General features: G+C 75.1%; 17 protein-coding genes. 8 read left to right on the top strand and 9 right to left on the bottom strand.

Going from position 1 to position 19148, the window contains the following annotated elements; genetic code table 11:
* The first annotated feature begins 55 nt into the window (after window positions 1-55).
* Window positions 56-2023 (top strand): sensor histidine kinase, encoded by a 1968-nt coding sequence (locus ACIRSS_RS48355; protein WP_400908711.1) that lies wholly within the window; start codon window positions 56-58, stop codon window positions 2021-2023.
* A complete protein-coding gene (locus tag ACIRSS_RS48350) occupies window positions 2020-2664 on the top strand; it encodes a response regulator (RefSeq protein ID WP_400908709.1) in 645 nt (214 codons plus the stop codon). Before ACIRSS_RS48355 ends, ACIRSS_RS48350 begins: the two co-directional genes overlap by 4 nt.
* Before the next feature lie 93 nt (window positions 2665-2757).
* On the opposite strand, the gene ACIRSS_RS48345 is transcribed toward ACIRSS_RS48350, so the two are convergent.
* The 3 genes from ACIRSS_RS48345 to ACIRSS_RS48335 are packed head-to-tail and all read right to left on the bottom strand — an operon-like array spanning window position 2758 to window position 4650.
* Window positions 2758-3105, bottom strand: a complete 348-nt coding sequence (locus ACIRSS_RS48345) for a UBP-type zinc finger domain-containing protein (protein WP_400908706.1) — start codon at window positions 3103-3105, stop codon at window positions 2758-2760.
* 34 nt (window positions 3106-3139) lie between these two features.
* Window positions 3140-4135, bottom strand: coding sequence for an aldo/keto reductase (locus ACIRSS_RS48340; RefSeq protein ID WP_400908703.1), 996 nt, complete (start codon window positions 4133-4135; stop codon window positions 3140-3142).
* Between the two features lie 59 nt (window positions 4136-4194).
* A complete protein-coding gene (locus tag ACIRSS_RS48335) occupies window positions 4195-4650 on the bottom strand; it encodes a VOC family protein (protein ID WP_400908701.1) in 456 nt (151 codons plus the stop codon).
* A gap of 91 nt (window positions 4651-4741) precedes the next feature.
* Here ACIRSS_RS48335 and ACIRSS_RS48330 point away from each other — a divergent pair, with 91 nt between their 5' ends.
* Window positions 4742-5704 (top strand): helix-turn-helix transcriptional regulator, encoded by a 963-nt coding sequence (locus tag ACIRSS_RS48330; protein WP_400908838.1) that lies wholly within the window; start codon window positions 4742-4744, stop codon window positions 5702-5704.
* A 29-nt stretch (window positions 5705-5733) separates the two neighbouring features.
* Here ACIRSS_RS48330 and ACIRSS_RS48325 read toward each other — a convergent pair whose 3' ends face one another.
* Together ACIRSS_RS48325 and ACIRSS_RS48320 are read right to left on the bottom strand one after the other, a co-directional pair.
* Complete coding sequence (locus tag ACIRSS_RS48325) at window positions 5734-7044, bottom strand: glycoside hydrolase family 6 protein (RefSeq protein WP_400908836.1); 1311 nt, start codon at window positions 7042-7044, stop codon at window positions 5734-5736.
* 178 nt (window positions 7045-7222) lie between these two features.
* A complete protein-coding gene (locus ACIRSS_RS48320) occupies window positions 7223-8053 on the bottom strand; it encodes an alpha/beta fold hydrolase (protein WP_400908698.1) in 831 nt (276 codons plus the stop codon).
* Between the two features lie 77 nt (window positions 8054-8130).
* On the opposite strand from ACIRSS_RS48320, the gene ACIRSS_RS48315 reads away from it, so the two are divergent.
* Window positions 8131-9186 (top strand): class I SAM-dependent methyltransferase, encoded by a 1056-nt coding sequence (locus ACIRSS_RS48315; protein WP_400908696.1) that lies wholly within the window; start codon window positions 8131-8133, stop codon window positions 9184-9186.
* Window positions 9187-9206: 20 nt separating this feature from the next.
* A complete protein-coding gene (locus ACIRSS_RS48310; protein WP_400908693.1) occupies window positions 9207-12464 on the top strand; it encodes an ATP-binding protein in 3258 nt (1085 codons plus the stop codon).
* On the opposite strand, the gene ACIRSS_RS48305 is transcribed toward ACIRSS_RS48310, so the two are convergent.
* From ACIRSS_RS48305 to ACIRSS_RS48290, 4 genes are all read right to left on the bottom strand, one after another.
* Complete coding sequence (locus ACIRSS_RS48305; protein WP_400908690.1) at window positions 12428-12910, bottom strand: LppA family lipoprotein; 483 nt, start codon at window positions 12908-12910, stop codon at window positions 12428-12430. The two genes, ACIRSS_RS48310 and ACIRSS_RS48305, sit on opposite strands and share 37 nt — an antisense overlap.
* A gap of 93 nt (window positions 12911-13003) precedes the next feature.
* Window positions 13004-14308 carry a carboxylesterase/lipase family protein gene (locus tag ACIRSS_RS48300; protein WP_400908688.1) on the bottom strand — a complete coding sequence of 435 codons (1305 nt, stop codon included), beginning with the start codon at window positions 14306-14308 and terminating at the stop codon, window positions 13004-13006.
* A 40-nt stretch (window positions 14309-14348) separates the two neighbouring features.
* Complete coding sequence (locus ACIRSS_RS48295) at window positions 14349-15257, bottom strand: MBL fold metallo-hydrolase (RefSeq protein WP_400908685.1); 909 nt, start codon at window positions 15255-15257, stop codon at window positions 14349-14351.
* Window positions 15258-15287: 30 nt separating this feature from the next.
* Window positions 15288-15776: an SRPBCC family protein gene (locus ACIRSS_RS48290; protein ID WP_400908682.1), complete on the bottom strand. Its 489-nt coding sequence runs from the start codon at window positions 15774-15776 to the stop codon at window positions 15288-15290.
* 148 nt (window positions 15777-15924) lie between these two features.
* Here ACIRSS_RS48290 and ACIRSS_RS48285 point away from each other — a divergent pair, with 148 nt between their 5' ends.
* Genes ACIRSS_RS48285 through ACIRSS_RS48275 form a run of 3 tightly spaced genes read left to right on the top strand, consistent with a single transcriptional unit; the run spans window position 15925 to window position 19148 of the window.
* Entirely contained in the window at window positions 15925-16794 is an 870-nt protein-coding gene (locus ACIRSS_RS48285; protein WP_400908679.1) for a helix-turn-helix domain-containing protein, read from the top strand.
* A gap of 30 nt (window positions 16795-16824) precedes the next feature.
* Window positions 16825-18117 (top strand): hypothetical protein, encoded by a 1293-nt coding sequence (locus ACIRSS_RS48280; protein ID WP_400908677.1) that lies wholly within the window; start codon window positions 16825-16827, stop codon window positions 18115-18117.
* The gene (locus ACIRSS_RS48275) at window positions 18114-19148 is read left to right on the top strand and encodes a hypothetical protein (protein ID WP_400908674.1); all 1035 of its coding nucleotides are present in this window, start codon (window positions 18114-18116) and stop codon (window positions 19146-19148) included. Before ACIRSS_RS48280 ends, ACIRSS_RS48275 begins: the two co-directional genes overlap by 4 nt.

Raw genomic sequence — 19148 nt, 5'->3', positions numbered from 1 at the left:
GATCCGGGATCGTGGTCCCGGGACAGCGGGACCGCGAAGGCGGACACTGAGGCGCATGACGACCGGCCGCGGGCTCGCCGCGGGCCTCGGTGCGCTCGCCGTCACCGAGGCCGGCATCGCCGTCGCGCTCACGGTCGCCGTCGGGTGGTCGTGGCAGCAGGCGCTCGACGCCTTCGTCGTGACGAACTCGGTCATGGGTGTCGCCTTCGCGGTCTGCGGGGCCGTCATCGGCTGGCACCGGCGGCGCAGCCCGATCGGCTGGCTGTTCCTCGCCGACGGGCTCGGGCACGCCACGACGGCGGCGGCCGTCCCGCTCCTGCAGGCCCTGCACGACGGCGGCGCCCCGCTCGGGCTGCAGCGGCTGACCGCGACGGTGTTCGCGTGGTCGTGGCCGTGGTCGATCGGGCTGTTCCTGCCGCTGGCGCTGGTGCTGTTCCCGGACGGGAAGCTGCCAGGCCGCCGCTGGCGCCCGGCGGTGCTCGCCCTCGTCGCGACGGCGCCGCTGTTCGTCCTCGAGCTCGGGACCAGCCCGGAGCCGCCCGTCCCCGGGCTGCCGCCGGGCTACCTGACGCTGGCGGGCCACGACGCTCTGAGTCCACTGTGGACGATCGCGGAGCTGCGGACGGTCCTCGCCCTGGCGCTGGCGGTCGCGGCGCTGGTGGTGCGCTACCGGCGCGGCGACGACGTCCTCCGGCAGCAGCTGCTGTGGCTGCTGCTGGCCACCGTCACCGCGGCCGCGCTCGTCGTGCCGTGGTCGTTCGTCGCGGGGACGCCGGTGGTGGTGCTGTTCGCCATCCCGCTGATCCCGGTCGCGGTGACCATCGCGATCGTGCGGCACCGGCTGCTCGACATCCGCCTGGTCGTGGCGCGCGTGCTCGCGTGGGTGCTGCTGTCGGCCGGGGTCGTGCTGGCGTACGGCGTGCTGGTCACCCTGCTGGACCGGTTCGTCTCCGCGCAGCTGGGCCGGTCCGCGGTCGCCACGATCGTGGTGGCCCTGCTGGTCGCGCCGGTCCTCCCGCGGCTGCAGCGCGCGGTCGGCCGGGCGCTCTACGGCGACCGCGGCGACCCGGCCCGCGTCGTCTCCCGGGTCGGCGAGCAGCTCGCCGGGTCCGGCCTGGCCGGGGTCGTGACGGCGATCCGGGCCGCGCTGCGCGTCCCGTACGCCGCGGTCGCGACGACGGGGACCGTCCTAGCCGAGGACGGTGCCGCGCCGGAAGAAGTGACCGTCGTGCCGCTCGAGTACGGCGGCGCGGCGGTCGGCGAGCTGCGGATCGGCGCGCGCTCGGGGGAGGGCGACCTCGGGGCCGCCGACCACGCCGTGCTCGCGCTCGTCGCCGCGCCGCTCGCCGTCGCCGTCCACGCCACGCTGCTCTCGGACCAGCTGCAGGCGTCGCGGGAGCGGATCATCGCCGCGCGTGAGGAGGAACGCCGCCGGCTGCGCCGCGACCTCCACGACGGGCTCGGCCCCGCGCTCACCGGCGTCGCGCTCATCGCCGACGCCGCCGCCAACCTGCTCGCCACCGACCCGGACCGCGCCCGCGAGCTGCTCGGCGCGCTCCGCGCGGAGATCCGGACGGCCGTCGGGGACATCCGCCGGCTCGTCGAGGACCTGCGCCCGCCCGCGCTCGACGACCTCGGCCTGGTCGGTGCGCTCCGCCAGCGCGTCGAGCACCTGGTGCGGCGGGCCGACGGCGGCGCGCTGCTCGTCCGCCTGGACGTCCCCGGCGAGGTCCCGGTGCTGCCCGCCGCCGTCGAGGTCGCGGCCTACCGGGTCGCGACCGAGGCGCTGACCAACGTCGTCCGGCACTCCACGGCGTCGACCGCGGTGCTGCGGCTGCGCTGCGCCGGCGGGGACCTCGACCTGGAGATCGCCGACGACGGTCCGCCGGACGGCCCGTGGCGGCCCGGCGTCGGCCTGCACGCCATGCGCGAGCGCGCCGCCGAGCTCGGCGGCGGGTTCGAAGCGGGCCCGTCGCCCGAAGGCGGCCGCGTCCGGGTGTCGTTCCCGTTGGGGGCACCGTGACCGCCTTGCGCGTGGTCATCGCCGACGACCACCCGATCGTCCGCGAAGGCATGGCGGCGCTGCTGAACTCGTTGCCCGGCTTCGAAGTCGCGGGGATCGCCGCGGACGGGCGCGCGGCCGTCCGCGAGGTGGTCACGACCCGGCCGGACGTCGCGGTGCTGGACCTGCGGATGCCCGGCCTCGACGGCATCGCCGCCACGAAGGAGATCGCCCGCGCCGCTCCGGAGGTCGCCGTCCTCGTGCTCACGATGTTCTCCGACGACGACTCGGTCTTCGCCGCGATGCGCGCGGGCGCCCGCGGCTACCTGGTCAAGGGCGCCGAGCAGGACGAGATCGTCCGGGCCATCCGGGCCGTGGCGGCGGGCGAAGCGATCTTCGGACCCGCAGTGGCGCAACAGGTCTTGAACTTCCTCACCACGCCGCCCGCCACCGGCGAGCCGTTCCCGGAGCTGACCCGCCGCGAGCGCGAGATCCTGGACCTCCTCGCCGCGGGCCTGCCGAACGGCGCGATCGCCCGCCGCCTGGGCCTGGCCGCGAAAACGGTGGCGAACAACGTGTCGGCGATCTTCGCCAAGCTCCAGGTGGCCGACCGCGCGGCCGCGATCATCCGGGCGCGCGACGCGGGCCTGGGGCGCGGCTGAGCGCCGTCACCGCATGATCGTGGTCAGCACGTCCACGCCGAGCTGCATCAGCCGCTGCAGGTCGAGGCGGTGCCGGCGGACCGCCTCCACCGGTTAGTGGACGCGCGCCTGCCAGTCGGCCGGGACGCGGCCTTCGGGGCCCGGCACCGGCTGCTCGACCGGCCGGTGCTCCGGCGGGGCCAGCGCGGGGCCGTCATACGCTTCGCCCGTCTCGAAGCTGTAGAACCAGTCCTCGCCCGGTTCGAAGCTGCGGATGAACGGGTGCCCGGTCGCCTTGTAGTGGGCGGTCGCGTGCTGGGCGGGCGAGGTGTCGCAGCACCCGATGTGGCCGCACTGCGCGCAGCGCCGCAGGTGCACCCACCACCCGTCGGCGGCGAGGCATTCCGCGCAGCCGGTCCCGCTCGGCGCGGCGGTGACGTCGATACCCTCGATTTCGGCCATGCCGACAGTCTGCCCCGTGCCGCGCCGGCGTGCATCAGCCCCCGGCGCGGCGCAGGTGCGGCGACTCGTAGCCGACGTCGATCGGGCCGAGGTCGGTGCCCGGCGCGACGACCTCGTCGATCCGGTCGAGCAGGTCGTCCTCGATCGCCGCGCCGGCGCCGGCGACCAGGTCGTCCAGCTGTTCCTCGGTGCGGGGCCCGATGATCGCCGACGCGACCGCCGGGTGCGCGGTGACGAACGCCAGCGCCAGGTGCCGCAGGGGAATCCCGGCCCCCTCGGCGAGGGGGATGAGGGCTTCGACCGCGTCGAGCTTCCGCCGGTCGGTCAGGTGCTTCGGCACCCAGTGCAGGCGGCCGGGCGAGGCCGTTTCCGTGCGGTACCGGCCGGAGAGCAGGCCCATCGACAACGGGCTCCACACGAGCACGCCGAGCCCGTGGCGTCGGCAGACCGGCAGGATCTCGCGTTCCACGCCGCGGTTGAGGATCGAGTAGTGCAGCTGCTCGGTGCGGAACCGCGCCAGGCCACGGCGTTCCGCCACCCACTGCGCCTCGACGATCTCGGACGCCGGCAGGTTGGAATGCCCGATGGCGCGCACCTTGCCCGCGCGCAGCAGGTCGGTCAGCGCGCTCAGCGGCTCCTCGATGTCGGTGCCGGGCTCGGGGTGGTGCAGCTGGTAGAGGTCGATGTGGTCGACGCCGAGGCGGCGCAGCGACCCTTCGACCGCGGAGACGATCCAGCGCCGCGAGTTGCCGCGCCGGTTCGGATCGGAGCCCATCGGGCCGTTGCCCTTCGTCGCGAGGACGACGTCGTCGCGGCGGCCGCGCAGGGCCTTGCCGACGATCCGCTCGCTCTCGCCGTCGCCGCCGTAGACGTCGGCGGTGTCGATCGTGGTGATGCCGTGGTCGAGGGCGCGGTGGACGATGCGGACGCACGCGTCGGGGTCGGGGTTGCCGTACGGCCCGAACATCATCGTGCCGAGCGTGTAGGCGCTGACCTGGATGCCGGTCCGGCCCAGGGGTCGGGTCTGCAAAGCGATTCTCCGATGGTCGGTCGCGGTGGGACGCGGCTCGCGCCCCACCGCGAGGCGGATCAGCCCTGGGCGACGTCGATGACCCACGTGACGCCGAACCGGTCGGCCAGCATCCCGAACGCGGGCGCCCACGGGGCCGGGCCGAACTCCTCGATGACCGTCGCGCCCTCGGCGAGTCCCTTCCACAGCGGCGAAACCTCGTCGACGGTCTCCCCGCGGACCGAGAGGAAGAACGGCTCCTTCGTGATCGTGGTGCCGTTCTCGCGGCGGGTGGTGGGCGCGGCCGGGGTGACCGGCCCGTCGGTGCCGGGGACGTCGTAGGCCAGCACCCGGAAGCCGTTGTCCGCGGTGACCTGGCCGAAGACCACCTTGCCCGCGTCGGGCAGCTCGGCGGGCATCCCGAAGTCGCCGTAGGTGACGACCACGGCCTGGCCGCCGAAGACCGACGCGTAGAACTCGAGGGCCGCGCGGGCCTGGCCGGTGAAGTTGAGGTGGGCGGCAGTGGTGAGAGACATGGCGTTCCTTTGCGAGTGGTGGTCCGACGAGAGCCACACTGTCAGCAGTAGCGGTCAGGGAACGTCCGCTTCTCGTGGCACCATGGAAGACGTGCCGACCGCCTCTTCGACGGCCACCTCGGGTCGTCTGCTCTCGCTGCTGTCCCTGCTGCAGGTCCGCCGGGACTGGCCGGGCGCGCTGCTCGCCGAACGGCTGAGCGTCAGCGAGCGGACCGTGCGGCGTGACGTCGACCGGCTGCGCGAGCTCGGCTACCCGGTCCAGGCGGTCAAGGGGCCCGACGGCGGCTACCGGCTCGAAGCCGGCCGTCAGATGCCGCCGCTGCTGTTCGACGAAGAGCAGGCGGTCGCGCTCGCGGTGGCGCTGCGGATCGCCGTCGGGACCGGCGCGGGCATCGAGGAAGCCGCCGCCCGGGCCCTCGCCACGGTGCGCCAGGTGCTGCCGTCCCGGCTGCGGCAGCGCGTCGACCAGCTAGAACTCACCGCGACGGCACGGGACACGCAGGTCGACACCGAGGTGCTCTTGGTGCTCTCCTCGGCGATCCGGGCCACCGAGGAAGTGCGGTTCGACTACGGAGATCCGCCGAGGCGGCGCCAGGTGCAGCCGCACCACCTCGTCGTCCGGAACGGCCGCTGGTACCTGGTCGGCTGGGACGCCGCCCGCGACGACTGGCGGACCTACCGCGCCGACCGGATGGACCTGCGCGTGCCGAACGGGCCGCGGTTCACCCCGCGCGAGGTCCCGGGCGGCGACGTCGCGACGTTCCTCGCCGCCCGGTTCAAGGGCTCGGCCACCGCCGACGCGTGGCCGTGCCGGGGCGAGGTGGTCCTCGACCTGCCGGTCGCCGAGGTCGCGCCGTTCGCCGGCGACGGCGTCGCCGAGGAGATCGCGCCGGGGAAGACGCGGCTGCGCACCGGGTCCTGGTCGTGGGCCGCGCTGGCCGCCGGACTGGCGCGGTTCGACGCCGACCTCGATGTGGTCGGGCCGCCCGAGCTGCGGACGGCCTTCGCGGACCTCGCCGCGCGGGCCACCCGCGCGGCGAGGTCCGGCGCGTAGCCGGCTGCCGGGCTACGCGCGTCGGGGTGTCAGTTGCACGAGGTCCCGTTGAGCGTCGCCGCCTGGAACGGTGGCGTGCCGCCGGTGTAGCTCGCGTTGTAGCCGATCGTGGCGGTCGCGTTCGTGGCGAGGGCGCCGTTCCAGGAGGCGTTGTCGACCTTGACGACGTCGCCGGTGTCGGTCCAGGTGCCGTTCCAGCCCTGGCTGACCGTGACGCCGGGAGCGGAGAAGGTGAGCGTCCAGTGGTCGACCGGCGCCCCGCGGTTTTCGAGGACGATCTCGCCGGTGTAGCCGGTCGACCACGTGCTGACCACGCGGTGCGTCACCTTGCAGCCACCAGTGGGCTGCGGGGTGGTGGTCGGCGTGGTGGGGCTGGTGGTCGGCGTCGTGGGGGTGGTGGTCGGCACCGGCCCGGCGGCGACGGCGAGGTCGTAGGCGCGCTGGGGCACGAACTGGCCGGCGCCGGCGATGCAGCCGTCCGCCTCGCCCGGCGGCTTGACCCAGAGGAAGGCGGCGATCGAGCCGTCGCCGGTCTGGTCGGTGCTGGCGGTGCCGATGGCGCGGCCGGCGGGGTCGCACCACTCGCTGCCCTGCGGCCCGTTGCCGTTGCGGCTGGTGTCGATCACGGCCTTCAGCCGCGAGTCGCCGAGCTGGCCGAGGATCGCCTTGTCGTAGGCGACTTCGTCGGCGGTGGCGCGGTAGTTGGAGACGTTGGTGGAGAAGCCGTCGGCGCTGTTGGAGACGTCGGCGGCCCGCAACCGCGCGGCGGCGTCGCCGGCCGAGAGCCAGGCGGAGTGCCCGATGTCGAAGTACACCTTGGCCTGGGAGGAGCCGGCCTTCAGGCGTTTGCCCGCGTAGGCGATCGACGCGGTGGTCTGGTTCTGCTGGTCGCCGCTCTGGCAGTTCGTCATGAGCGCGAGCACATCGGGTTCGAGCACGATGGCCGCGGGCCGGCCGCCCAGGCCGGCGGCGACCTGGTCGATCCAGGCGCGGTAGGCGTCGTGCGACGGCGCCCCGCCACCGCTGGCCCCGCCGCAGTCGCGGTTGGGGATGTCGTAGACGACGAGGATGGGGATCTTCCCGGCGGCGGCCGCGGCGCCGGTGTAGGCGTCCACTTCCCCGCGCACGGTGGCGGTGTCGGTGGTGGTGAACCACTTGGCCTGCGGAACGGAGGCGATCCGGTCCCGGATGACGCCGGCGCGCGAGTCGCCGGGGTTGGCGGCCACCCACTGGGCGGCATTGGTGGTGGGATCGACGTAGAAGGCGGACCCGGCGGCTTCCGCGCCGGTGCCGACGACGACAACGCTCCCGGCGAGGGCGGCCAGCACCCCGGCGGCCACTGTCCTGCTTCGCATGCACGTTCTCCTTCGAACGACTGTGAAGTGACCGTCATCGCCGCGCCCGAGACGACTGGGAGCGCTCCCAGCGAAGTGGAATGGTAGCCGGGGAAACGGATCGGGGGAAGAGGGTGGCGGGGGGGGGGGGGGCGCCGCGCCCCCCCCCCCCCCCCCCCACGGCTCAACGGCTCAGCGCCAGCTTCTCGCCGATCCACTCCCGCACGATCCCCAGAAAGCGCTCCGGCTCCTCCAGCCACGGGAAGTGCCCGCTGTGCTCCAGCTCGACCAGCTGCGCGTCCGGGATGCGGCGGGCGATGCGGCGGGCCTGCGCGGGGCTGCTGATCCGGTCGTGGTGACCGACCACGACCAGCGTGGGCACGCGGATCGCGGACAGCCGGTCGGCGGAGCTCCAGCCGGCCAGGACCTCCATCGACCGGTTTGCGGTCGCCGCGTCGAAGATGGTCCGCTCGACGGCGGCCTCGACCGCCGGGAGGCTCGCCCGGTCGGCCAGGTAGTAAGGCAGCAGCGTGCGCAGGGTCGCGGCGAACTCGGCGTCGTCGCGGGGTGCGGAGCTGACCGCCTCGAGCCATTCGGCCGGTGGCGGCGGGCCCTGGTCCTCGCCGGGAGCTTCCGATTCGCCGAGCTGGCCGGGGGTGGTGTCGACCAGAATCAGCGCCGCCACGTGCTCGGGGTGGCGCAGCGCCAGCTCCTGGGCGACGAACCCGCCGTAGGAGTGGCCGATCACGATGGCCGGGGTCGCGTCGAGGTGGGTGGCGAGCGCGGCGGCGTCGTCGGCCAGGTGCGGCATCGTGATCGTGTCCGGCGCGACGCGCTCGGACCGGCCGTTGCCGCGGTGGTCGTAGTAGACGAGGCGGAGCTGGTCGGCGAGCGCGTCCAGGCCGCGGTACGGCGTGTGGTCGAGGCCGAGGCCGCCGTGCAGCACGAGCGCGGCCGGTCCCGCGCCGATCTGCTCGTAGAAGAGGTTCGTTCCGTTCACGGTTGCGGTGCTCATACCCGGGAGGCGCGCCCGCCGGTCTGGCGGGCCGCCAGCCCGGATCTGGCGCCCGCGGGGTGAGGAAGGGAGCAACCATGACGACAACCACCGCCACCTCGCCCGACCAGGTGATGGAGCAGATCGTGACGGAGCTGGGAGCCGGGCTGGGCGTGATCCTGACCGCGCTCGGCGTCCGGACCGGGCTGTGGGCGGCCCTCGCCGGGGCCGGCCCGCTCGCCGCGGGCGAGGTCGCCGCGCGGACCGGGCTGGTCGAGCCCTACACCCGCGAGTGGCTTCGCTCGCAAGCCGCCGCCGGCTACCTCGAGTACCACCCCGAGTCCGACGCTTTCAGCCTGCCGGAAGCGGTCGAGATCGCGCTGCTGCGGGCGCCGGGCGGGGCGACCGTCGACGCCTGCGCCCACATGTTCGCCTCGATGGGCGCGAGCCTCGCCGACTTCGAACGGGCGTTCCGCACCGGCGCCGGGTTCGGCTGGCACCAGCGTGATCCCGAGTACTGGGCCGGCACGGACGCGTTCACCCGCATCACCCTCACCACCGACGTGCTCGCCGCCGCGATCGGCGGCCTCGCCGGCGTCCCGGCCGCGCTCCGGGACGGCGGGCGCGTCGCCGACATCGGCTGCGGGTACGGCGCGCCGACGCGGATGATCGCGGAAGCCTTCCCGGCGGCGAAGGTCGCCGGCTTCGACTACCACGACCGCTCGGTCGCGGCGGCGCGGGCGGCCGCGGCGGGCAGCGGGGTGCGCTTCGAAGTGGCGGCGGCGACCGACTTCCCCGGCGACGGCTACGCGCTGGTGACCTTCGTGGACTCGCTGCACGACCTCGGCGACCCGGTCGGCGCGCTCGTCCACGCCCGGCAGGCGCTCGCCCCGGGCGGGGCCGTGCTGCTCGTCGAGCCGCCCGGCGGGGACACCGTCGCGGACAACCTCACCCCGGCCGCCCGGATGTTCTACGCGGTGTCCACTTTGGTCTGCACGCCGAACGCGCTGGCCCAGTCCGGTCCGTCGGCGCCGCTCGGCACGCTGGCGGGCGCCGCGGCGCTGGGGGAGGCAGCCGCCGCGGCCGGGTTCCGGACGGTGCGGCGCCTGGACGTCGACGCGCCGATGAACCTGCTGCTGGAGTTGCGGCCGTAGCCGGGGGCATGCTGGGAGCCGTGCCGGAACGCCTTGTCGGCCGCGACGCGGTCCTGACCATCGCCCGCGCCGCGCTGGAAGACGCGCTCGCCGGGACCGCGCAGCTCGTGCTGGTCACCGGCGAGCCGGGCATCGGCAAGACGGCGGTGCTCACCGCGTTCGCGGCCGAGGCCGCCGGGCGCGGCGCGACGGTGCTGCGCGCGAACTGCTGGGACGGCGGCGCGCCCGCGTACTGGCCGTGGGTCCAGGCGTTGCGCGGGGTCCCGCCCGGCGAGCTGGGCCCGGCGGCCGAGCTGCTCGGGTCGGCGCCCGAGCGGCCCGCGGGCAGCGGCGCGGAGGCGGCGGACACGCGGTTCCGGCTGTTCGACGCGACGGCCGGCCTGCTCACCCGGCTCGGCCGGGAAGCGGGCCTGGTGGTGGTGCTCGACGACCTGCAGTGGGCGGACGCGGCGTCGTTGCGGATGCTGGAGTTCCTCGCCCGCCACCTCGGCCCGGCGCGCGTGCTGCTGCTCGGCGCGTACCGCGAACTGGCCGGCGGTCTGCCCGCCGCGGCGCAGGTGGTGCCGCTGCGCGGGCTCGACGCGGACGAAGTCGCCGCGGTGATGACGGCGGTCGCCGGCCCGCGGCCCGAGGCCGGGCTCGCGGACCGGGTGTGGCGGCGCTCCGGAGGCAACCCGCTGTTCGTGCGCGAGCTGACCCGGCTGCTGCAGGCCGGGCCGGACACGGCGGACGCTGTCCCGGAGACGGTGCGGGACATCCTGCTGAGCAGGCTCGCCCGGTTGTCCCAGCCGTGCGCCGAGCTGCTGGCGGTGGCGGCGGTGTGCGGCCGGACGGTCCGTCCCGAACTGCTCGGCCGGCTCGCCGATGTCGCACCAGGGCTGCTCGAGGAGGCGACGGCCGCGCGAGTGTTGACCCGCACGGCGGACGGCTTGCGGTTCAGCCACGACCTGTACCGGGAGACGCTCCTGGACGGGCTCCCCGCAGCGCACCGAGCCGCGCTGCACGCCGCGGCGGGGCACGCGCTGGAAGAGCTGCGCGAGGCGGGTGCCGCGGTGCCGATGAGCGAGGTCGCCGCCCAGTTCGTGGCGGCCGGCCCGGACGCGGCGGCGGACGCGGTCCGCTGCTGCGCGTTAGCCGGAAGGGAGGCGGCTCTACGAGCGGCGCATGCAGACGCCGCGGCTCGTTACCGCGATGCGTTGGCTGCTTTGGACTTGCTGCCTGGAGCGGCTCCCGGCCTGCGCGGCGCTGGCGTGGCGGACCGCGGTGGGTCCATGGTGGCCGATGTTGCCTCTGATGCGGCGCGGGCGGGTGGCCGTAGTGGGTTCGCGGTGGCCGATGCCGCCTCGGGTGCGCCGCTTGGGCGGCGCGGTGGCGGTGCTGATGTTGCGGACCGCGGTGAGGCCATGATGGCCGACGTTGGCCCGGGTGCGCCTCCTGGGCGGCGCGGAGGTGGTGCCGATGCGGCGGAGCGCGGTGGGTCCATGGTGGCCGACGTTGCCGCTGATGCGGCCGACCGCGCTGAGTCCGCCGTCGCCTCGCGGGAACTTCCCTCGCGGCGAGACCTGCTCGTAGGGCTCGCCGCCTCCCTCGAGCACAGCGGCGATACCGACGCCGCGCGGGCCGCCTATCGGGACCTCGCCGAACTCGCCCGGCGGACCCACGACCCCTACGGACTCGCCGATGCGGCGCTCGGGCTGCACGGGCTCGGCTTCCGCAGCGGCAGCGTCGATGCCGGCCACCTGCTCCTGCTGTCGGACGCCGTCGAGGGGCTGCCGTCCGGGGCGCGGGCGCTGCGTTCGCGGCTGCTTACCGCGCTCGGCCGGGATCTGCGGTCCAGCGCCGATCCTTCCCCCGGCCGGGCGGCCGCCGTCGTGCGGGAGGCCGGTGAACTGGCCGTCGCCGCGGGGGATCCCGGGGCCCTTGCCGGCGCGCTCCTCGCCCAGCACGACATCGCGTGGCGGCCCGGTGGCGCCAAAGAGCGGCTCGCGATCCTCGCCGGCATGGCCGACGCCGCCGAGCGGGCGCGCGATCCCGATCTCGCCGCGCAGACCGTGCTGCTGCGCGCCACCGCGCTCATCGAGCTGGGTGACCCCGACGGGACCGCCCAGCTGCACGCGTTCACCCGGCTCGCGGACCGGCTCGGTCACGCGCGCGGCCGGTGGGGCGCGCTGAGCCGCCGGGCCACGCTCGCCGTCGTGTCCGGGCCGCCGTCGGACGCCGTCCCGCTCGCCGACGAGGCGTTCGAGCTCGGGCTGCTGATCGGCCAGCCGGACGCGGCCGCCGTGTACGGCACCCTCCGGCTGTCCCTCGGCCTCGTCGTCCCGCTGGCCGGCCCGGTGCCGGACCTGGACCCGAGCGACCCGGTCGCGCCGCTGCTGCCGCTGCTGCGCGCCGCGACGATGCTCGCCGGCGGCGCGGAAGACCGAGCCCGGGCGGAGTTCCGCGGGTTCGCGCTGTCGACGCTGCCGGAGCAGTACCACCTGGAGATGCGCGCGCTCACCGCGGCCGTCGCGGCCTCGGTCGGCTCCGCCGAGCAGCGCGAGCAGGCTCACGCGCTGCTCGCGGACTACGCGGGCACGCACGTGGTCGTCGGCGGCTGCGCGTCCTATTCCGGTGCGGTCGACCACCACCTCGGCCTGCTGTGCGCCGCGCTCGGCCGGCACGAGGAGGCCGTCGCGCACCTCGAGGCCGCCGTCACGCAGTACCGGCTGCTCGGCGCGCCGGCGTGGGCGCAGCGGGCCCGGGAGCAGCTGGCGGACGCGACGCGCGGCTGTGTGTTCCACCGCGACGGTCGCGTGTGGACACTCGGCTACGAAGGCCGGCAGGTGCACCTGCCGCACACCAAGGGTCTCGCCGACCTCGCGGCGCTGCTCGCCGCGCCCGGCAAGGACGTGCCCGCCCTCGAGCTGCTCGGCCAGCCGGCGACCGGGGCGGACCCCGTCCTCGACGACGCGGCCCGGCGCGCCTACCGGGCGAGGATCACCCGGCTCGACGCGGCCATCGCGGACGCCGCCGACGAGGCGGAAGCCGAGCGCCACCAAGCGGAACGCGCCGAGCTGGTCCGCCAGATCACCGCGGCGGCCGGCCTGGGCGGCCGCCCGCGCCGCCTCGGCGACGACGCCGAGCGCGCCCGCAAGGCGGTGACGGCCCGCATCCGCGACGCGATCGAGCAGATCCTGCGAGCGCACCCGCCGCTGGGCCTGCACCTGAGGGCGACCGTCCACACAGGAACGTACTGCGCCTACCGCCCACCGGGCGACCTCCGGTGGCGGCTGTAGTACGCCGTCACTTCGCGATCAGTGAGCATCCGGTCCGGCCACTCGACGAAACCCGCCTGGCGTGCGACGTCCTTCACAGCGTTCAGCGCGCTGCTCCACTGGTCGGATTCGATCGCCTGGGGCAGCCGCCAGCCCAGTTGCTCTCGCCGGGCTTGGCGCAGGGTCAGTTTGCGGAAGTCCCCGCAGTGCCCGGCTTCCTTGTCCGTGAACGGCGGGTCGCGCGTCCACGGCCGCAGCCCGATCCGCTCGAACCGGACGAGGGCGTCGGCAGCGAGGCGTTCGGAGGTCGCCACGGCTTCGTCGATCGACGGGCGGCTCCGCAGCTCCTGGAGTTGCTGCGTCGCGGTCATGCCTTCGATGCGGGGATCGGAGGGGTCCGCGGGAAGACAGGCGGTCAGCAGGAAGAGGAGGACGAGGGTTCCCGCGGCCATCCTGCCTCTGGTCATCGGTCCGTCTTACCGGCCCGCGGTCACGAGGAGATCGCGAACGGCTCGCCGCGGCCATCTCGTGACCGGGTGCGGGCCGGTCTCCGGGGGTGGTCAGGTGCCGAACCGGTGCGTCGCCGGATCGGACGTCGTGTGCGCCGGCCAGCCTGGGTTGCCCGTCTTCGCGAATTCGACCCACGTCCGGTGCACGCGGTCGGCGAGGCCTTCGGGTGCGCGGCCGGGGCCGAGCAGGCCGGTTTCGCCGTGCAGCCACGGCTCGTCGGCCAGGTCGAAGACGAACGGCAGCTCGACGGTGTGCGCGGCGCCGAGCTGGCCGTCGAACGCGGTTGAGCGGTGGCCGAACGAGTAGACGTGGGTGCGGCCCGGGGCGAGGCGCGCGTGGGCGTCGGCCAGACGCGCCGTCCCGTGGCCGAACAGGGCGTCGCCGAGCGCGGCGGCCTCGGCGGTGCCGGCCGGCTTTCCCTGGGGGACCAGGTACAGGTTCCCTTCTTCGGTGTTGGTGCCGACCAGCAGGTCGACCTGATCCGCGGTGAGCGCGTCGGCGGGCTGCGTGGGCAGTACGAGGCTGAACGGGCTCAGGCCGGCGAGCGGGTCCGCGGCGGTGTCCGTGCGAAGGTCCAAACCGGACAGTGCGGGGAGGGCTTCGAGGAAACGCTCGTCCGGGATGCCGGCGAAGGCCGAGGCCGTCGGCGCGGTGCCGAGCGCCGCGGCCGCCGCGGTGGTGACTCGCCGGGCCTGCTCGGGCGTGAAGGCCCCGGTACCGCTGCCGCTCTGCATGATCGCGCGCCGGAACAGGCCCTTCGCCCCGGCTGTGGCGAGGAGCGCGCCGACGAGCGTCGCACCGGCGGACTGGCCGAACACCGTGACGTTGCCGGGGTCGCCGCCGAACAAGGCGATGGTGTCCTGGACCCAGCGCAATGCCAGCAGCACGTCGAGCAGGCCCCGGTTGTCCGGGGCGCCGTCGAGCGCCAGGAACCCGGGGACGCCGAGCCGGTATTGGACGGTCACGAGGACGACGCCGTCGCGGGCGAACGCCCGGCCGTCGTAGAGCGCGGCGCGGGCTGACCCGGTGACGAAACCGCCGCCGTGCACGAACACCATGACCGGGCGGTGCCCGTCGTCGGCGGCGGGCGTGCGGACGTCGACGGTGAGGTAGTCCGCGCCGCGAACCCAGCCGGGCCCGAAGTACGGCGTCAGGTCGAGGCGGCCGAAGTCCCGGACGGGCTGGGGCGCGGTCGGTCCCGGTCCGGTCCCGTCGCGGACGCCGGACCACCCCGGGTGCGGCGCCGGCTCGCCGAAGCGGCCGGCGCCGATGGGCGCTCGGGCGTACGGGACGGCGCGGTAGCGCTCGCTGAAGGTGTCGCGGAGGCCGCGGACGGCACCCGCCGGCGTCCGCACGACGGGATTCTGCTGATCTGACAAGGGAAATCCTCTCGGGTCAGGCGCTGCGGGGGAAGCCGGCCCAGCCCGCGATGGCGAACCGGCTGCCGTCGCGTTTCACCTGGGCGGCGCCGTGCCCGCCGAAGTGGGCGGGGAAGACGAGCGCGCCGGTTTCGGCGGCCCGGCCGAGCAGGTTCCGGCGGGTGACGCGCGCGGCGGCGGGGTCTTCGCAGAAGCACGAGTTGGTCTCGGGCTCGGCGATCTGCAGCGCGGTGTGCACGAGGTCGCCGACGAACACCGCGCGGTCCCCGCCGGACTCCAGGTGCAGCACGGACGATCCCGGCGTGTGGCCGGGGGCGAGTTCCAGCCGCAAGTCGCCGTCGATGCGGTGCGAGCCGTCCCACAGCTGCGTCAGCCCGGCTTCGTGCACGGGGGCGACGCTGTCTTCGAAGACGTTCTGGTTGCCGCGGCCGAGGCGGGGCCGGTGGTCGTTGGCGGGGTTCCAGAAGTCGAAGTCGCGCCGCGGCATCAGGTAGGTCGCGTTGGGGAAGGTCGGCACCCAGGTGCGCCCGTCCAGCCGGGTGTTCCACCCGACGTGGTCGACGTGCAGGTGGGTGTTGACGACGAGGTCGACGTCCTCGGGCCGCACGCCGGCGGCGGCGAGAGTGCCGAGGAAGCCGGTGTCGAGGTGGCTCCAGACGGGGGAGTAGGGCCGCTCCTTGTGGTTGCCGACGCCGGTGTCGACGAGGATCGTGCGGCCGCCGCTCCGCAGCAGCCAGGTCTGGACCGCCGACCGGCATTCGTTCGTCTCGGGGTCCCAGAAGTCCGGGGCCAGCCAGTCGCGGCGGTCCTGCCAGGACTCGTCGGTGCTGTCGGGGAAGAACTCGGCGGGGGTCATTTCGACCGAGCCGTAGAACTCGGTGATGCGGGTGACGGTGACGTCTCCCAGGGTGATCCGGTCGGTCATGGCGATCCTTCGGTTCGTGGGGAGTTCGGTTCACACCGCGGCGGTGCGTTCGTGCAGCCACCGGGCCAGCCCGAGCAGGGTGGTCTCGGCGCTGAGGGCCATTTCGTCGCGCAGCCGCGCGACTTCCTGGTGGCTGGTCCCGAGCACGGGGTCCATCCGCAGCAGCCGCCATTCCTGGGCGACGATCGTCCCGGGGTGGTCGTCGCGCAGGAGCCAGCGCCAGCGGACGATCCCGTCGGCGATCCCGCCGACGACGAACGAGAACTCGCCGGGCGGGTCGGCGGTGAGGACCTGCGAGCGGCTGTCCCACTCGCGGTCACCGCGGCGGTTGTGGCCGCCGAACCACGCTCCGGGTACCGGTCCGGCGCCGTCGTCGTAGCGCACCCGCGAAGCGGTCGGGCTCCACAGCCCGATTCGGGTGACGTCGCTGACGAGGTCGTAGACCTCCCGCGGCGAAGCCGGCACCCAGACCCGGCGGGTGAAGGTGAACGCCGCCGGATCGAGAACGCTCGTGGTCATGGTGGGGGATCTCCTGGACTTCTCTCGTGCGCCGCCCCTTGGCGGCCGCGTCCAGGTTCACCGGGCCGGGCCGCGGCGAGCCAGCCCCGGCGTTTCCTACCCCTGGCGGTGTCAGGTTGGCGGCGCCGCGGTGGCGCATACTCGGACCATGGCTGATCACGGGCGGCTGGCCGAGTACCTGCAGGCGATGCGCGCACGGGTGCGGCCGGACGACGTCGGGCTGGAGACCTACGGCGAGCGCCGGCGGGTGCCCGGGCTGCGCCGGGAAGAGGTCGCGAGCCTGGCCGGCGTCAGCGCGTCCTACTACGTCCGGCTCGAGCAGGGCCAGTCGGCGAACGCCTCCGACCAGGTGCTCGACAACATCGCGCGGGCGTTGCGCCTCGACACCGACGAGCACGAACACCTGCGGGTGCTAGCCCGGCCACGGCGTCGCCGAGCCGCGAAGCGCCCGCCGGTCGAGCGGGTGCACGAGGCGACCGGACAGCTGCTGGACGGCCTGGGTGACGTCCCGGCGATCGTGCTGGGGCGGCGGACCGACGTCCTCGCGTGGAACCGGCTCGGCCACGCCTTCTTCGCCGGCCACCTCGACTTCGACGCGCCCGCGCGGCCCGCCGACCGGCCCAACATGGCCCGCTTGGTCTTCCTCGACGCGCACACCCGCGACCTCTATCCACAGTGGACAGCGAAGGCGAAGGCGGTCGTCGGCAACCTGCGCCTGACCGCCGGCCGCCACGGTGACGACCAGCTGCTCAACGCGTTGATCGGGGAGCTGGTCACGAAGAGCCCCGAATTCGCCGCGCTGTGGGCCGACCACCGCGTCCAGGCCTGCACGGCCACCGAGTACGCGATGCGGCACCCCCTGGTCGGCGACCTGGTGGTCCACCAGCAGGCGATGACCCCCGCGCACGCGGCCGAGCAGACGCTGGTCGTCGCGACGAGCGAACCCGGGTCGCCGTCCCAGTCGGCCCTCGTGCTGCTCGCACGCGCGGTCCGGGACGCCGCGTGGCTCCGCCGGTAGGGTGCGATCGAGTGGTGGAGGGCGGTGGGCATGGGAGCGAGCAAGCCCCTCCTGCGCTCGGCGGTCCTCGCGGCGGTGTGGGCGCGGATTCCCGGGGTGGAGGTGCTGTCGTCGGGTGATGGTGGCCCGCTGACCCGGACCGTCAAGAAGATCGTCGATCCGCTGGTGCTCCGGACGGCGGCGCGGCCGCGGCTGGGGCGCCCGCTGCTGGAACCGGCCGCGGCGGCGGAGCTCACCGAGCTCCTGCTGGCCGACGCGCCCCGGCTGAAGGCGACGGCCGCGTGGTTCACGCACCTGAAGCGGCAGCGCCGCGCCCTGCGCATCACCGCGGGCGACGTCCAGGACGTCTGCTTCCCCCTGGCGTACGAGCTCGCGACGGGCGTCGGCATGCCCGGCCCGGACGCGCCGGAGACGGCCGCGGCGGCGTTGCGCGAGCTGCACGGCGAAGGCGACGAAGCCGGCGTTGCCCGGCTGACCGCGTACCTGACCGATCCCCGGGTCGCCGCGGACCTCACCACCGAGCTGCACCGCCGCTGGCACACCGAAGCCGATCCCGGCCTCGCGCCGGAGGACGCCGTGGCGCTGCTCGGCGAGTTCGTCGACGACCTCACCGACGCCACGTGGCGAGTGCTGGCGAGTTCCGCCGCGGGGCACGCCCTCGGGCTCGCCCTGCGCCGGCCCGGCGGCGCCGACGTGCTCCCCAGCTGGCCGGTGCTCGGGCTGCAGCGTGGGGACCGCACCGCCGTCCCGCCGTTGCTCCGGCGCGACGAAACTGGGCCCGAGCTGCTCGAACGCAGCGTCGAACGGCGGGTGCGGGCCACGCTGCGCCGGCTCCCGGCCGACGAGCGAGGGCCGCTCGAAAGCCTGGTCGACGACGAGCTCGCCCGGATCGCCGCCGGCTTCGGGCTCGGGGTGCCCGCGCTGGCCACCTGCTTCGCGCTCGGCGTCGTCCTCGCACCCGCGCTCCGGCCGCTCGACGGCGTCGCGGCCGCGAGCGGGCCCGAGTTCGCGCGGCAGCTCAACGCCCAGGTCGCGCGCGAGGGGTATGTGCTGCACGCCCGCCGGGCATTGGCGGGCGCCACGCCGCTCACCCCGCGGCCCGACGCCGAGCTCGTGCGCGAACTGCGCGAGTTCGCCAAGCAGTTCCTCGGCCGGCTGTGGATCCGGCTGCACGGCTTCGACGTGCGCGGTGACCTCCCGGCCGATGCCGCGGACGTCCGGGACCTCGTCACCGGCGTCGTCCGCTCGACCTCCCTGGACTTGCGGACGAAGGTGCGCCGCGCGCTCCTGGCCCGGCTGCCGGAGCTGGAGGCCGTGTCGTGACGCACCCGGTGCACACGCCCGTCGTCGCGGTGGACGGCGGCCTCGTGCGCTTCGCCCTGGCCGACCTGCTCGCGGGCGCGCCCGGGCCGATGCGCATCGAGCTCGGTGACGCGGCCGCCGCGGAGCCGTGGCTGACCCGCCTGATCGGCGAGGACCGCGCGGTGGAGGCGATCACGGCCGGCCACGTCGACGTCCCCGGCCGCCCCGAGCTGGCCACCCTCGCGCTGCTGCTGTGGGCCCGCCGGTGGTGGCCCGCGAGCCCGGCGCTCGGCGTGCCGCCCCTGGACCCGGCGCTGCTGGACCTCGAAACGGCCGTCGCCACCGCCGCCGTCGAGAACGTCGCCGAAGGCATGCTCGACGGCTTCGAAGCCACCCCGGCCGAGCTGTTCGCCGCCGCCGCCGACGGGGTCGCCGCGACGGCGGTCGCGGACGAGGTTCGCGACCTGTGCCGGAGGTTGTCGGCGTGGTTCGACGACCGGGACGACGTCGTGCGGGCCGAAGCCGCCGCCGCGCTCGCCGCCGCTGTGGAGCCGGGGCAGCGCGCGTACGCCCTGGCCGCGGGCACCGGCTCCGGGCCGGCCGAGGACGGCGTGGTGGCCGAGGGCCGGGCCAGCGTCGACTGGGCGCGGGTGCCCCCGGGTGTCCTCGACGCCGCCGAGGACACAGTGACCTGGCGGATCGTCGCGGCCGCGGCGGCCACCCGGCTCGAGGTCGAGGTCGCCGGGGCGCTCGCCGACGCGACCCTCACGGCGTTCGCGACCCACGACGGCGAAGTGCTCGCGGAAGTCCCGTTGCTCCTGGGGCCGGGCTGGTTCGCCGGCGCGGCCGATCTGGACGACGCCACGGCCCGCCGGGCGACGTCCGTCCACATCGGACTCATCGTGGGCGTGACGGCCGAGGACATCGCCGGGACGACACCGGCGGACCGGGCCGAGGTGGTGTCGCTCGTCCGGGCGCGTGGTGCGCTGCCGCCGGCGGCCCGGACGCTGGCCGAGCGCGCGGCCGCCGCGGCGGGCGACGAGGAGTTCTGA

This window comes from Amycolatopsis sp. NPDC101161 (genome assembly GCF_044768185.1).
In the GTDB taxonomy this organism is placed as follows: Bacteria; Actinomycetota; Actinomycetes; order Mycobacteriales; family Pseudonocardiaceae; genus Amycolatopsis.
The sequence above is the reverse complement of the archived record's forward strand: the minus strand, read 5'-3'. Positions and strand labels throughout refer to the sequence as shown.